This is a genomic window from Zobellella denitrificans (genome assembly GCF_002237365.1).
Classification (GTDB): Bacteria; Pseudomonadota; Gammaproteobacteria; order Enterobacterales; family Aeromonadaceae; genus Oceanimonas; species Oceanimonas denitrificans.
The window spans coordinates 1-1,573 of record NZ_NMUO01000177.1; the positions used below are offsets into that span (position 1 = coordinate 1).

Annotated in this window: 2 protein-coding genes; both read left to right on the top strand. The window is 71.5% G+C overall.

The window, feature by feature from the left end; genetic code table 11:
- Positions 1-644 (top strand): chemotaxis protein CheB (locus tag CGX12_RS19140; RefSeq protein ID WP_303396191.1); only part of this gene is annotated, 644 nt, incomplete at its 5' end.
- Positions 645-712: 68 nt separating this feature from the next.
- A partial coding sequence (zapE, locus tag CGX12_RS19145) for a cell division protein ZapE (protein ID WP_094041450.1) occupies positions 713-1,573 on the top strand: 861 nt, incomplete at its 3' end.

Genomic DNA, 1,573 nt, shown 5'->3' on the forward strand with positions numbered 1-1,573 from the left:
TGCCGGTGCCGCCCAGGCTGGGGGCGGATGCCATGGCGGAGCCGCCGGGCAGCCAGGCCATGGTGCAGACCACGGAGCGCATCGTGGCCATCGGCACCTCCACCGGCGGCACCCAGGCCCTGGAGCGGGTGCTGACGGCACTGCCCCGGGTGTGCCCGGGGCTGGTGATAGTGCAGCACATGCCGGAGAAGTTCACCGCCTCGTTCGCCGCCCGCCTGAACCAGCTGTGCCGGCTGGAGGTGCGGGAAGCCCGCCACCAGGACAGGGTGCTGCCGGGGCTGGCGCTGATCGCTCCCGGCGGCCGGCACATGCAGCTCAGGCGCAGCGGCGCCTACTACCAGGTGGAGGTGCTGGACGGGCCGCCGGTGAACCGACACAAGCCCTCGGTGGACGTGCTGTTCCGCTCGGTGGCCAAGTTTGCCGGTAAAAACGCCACCGGCATCATCATGACCGGCATGGGCGACGATGGCGCCCGGGGACTGAAGGAGATGGCCCAGGCCGGGGCCGAGACCCTGGCCCAGGACGAGGCCTCCTGCGTGGTGTTTGGCATGCCCAGGGAGGCCATCGCCCTGGGGGCGGTGGAGCGGGTGGTGTCGCTCGAGCGGATACCAGCGGAGATCATGCGCCACGCGGCCCGGCGCTAGGGGCCGACCTTGTCCGGCGGCGGGCGCTGTGGCTTAATGCCCTTCCGTTTCGCAAACCCCGGCCCGTTATGACCCTTTCCCCCTACGCCGCCTACCTCGCCGCCCTGGACGCGGGCTTTAAGGACGATGCCGCCCAGCGCCGGGCCGCCGAATGGCTGGAGCAGTGCCAGCGGCGGCTGCATGCCGGCGAGCGGGATATCGGCGGCGTTTACCTGTGGGGGCCGGTGGGGCGGGGCAAGACCTGGCTGATGGACCTGTTCCATCGCGGCCTGTCGGTGCCGGCCAAGCGGCTGCACTTTCATCACTTTATGCGCTGGGTGCACCGGCGGCTGTTCCAGCTGACCGGCACCGAGGATCCGCTGGCGCAACTGGCGGCGGAGCTGGCCGCCGAGGTGAGGGTGCTGTGCCTGGACGAGCTGTTCGTGAGCGACATCGGCGATGCCATGCTGCTCGGCCGCCTGCTGCAACAGCTGTTCGCCGAAGGCCTGGTGCTGGTGACCACCTCCAACCAGCCGCCCGAGGGGCTCTACGCCGAGGGCTTCAACCGGGATCGCTTTCTGCCGGCGGTGGCGGCCATGGCCGAGCGGATGCGGGTGGTGGCGGTGGACGGCGGCGAGGATCACCGGCTGCACCCGGGGGCGCCCCGGCAACGCTACTGGGTGAACGACCCCCAGGCCCTGGCAGCCCTGTTCGCCGAGCTGGCGCCGGCGGGCGGCGGCAGTGAGCCCTTGCCGCTGGGCCACCGGCAGATAGCGGTGCAGGGGCGGAGCGAGTCCGTGCTCTGGTGCCGCTATGCCGACCTGTGCGAACAGCCGCTGGCGGCGCCGGACTTTATCGAGCTGTGCGACCGCTTCCGCCATATCCTGCTGGGCGGGGTGCCCCGCCTGAGCGGCGGCCGGCGGCAAGCCGCCAGCGGCTGTTCGCACAGG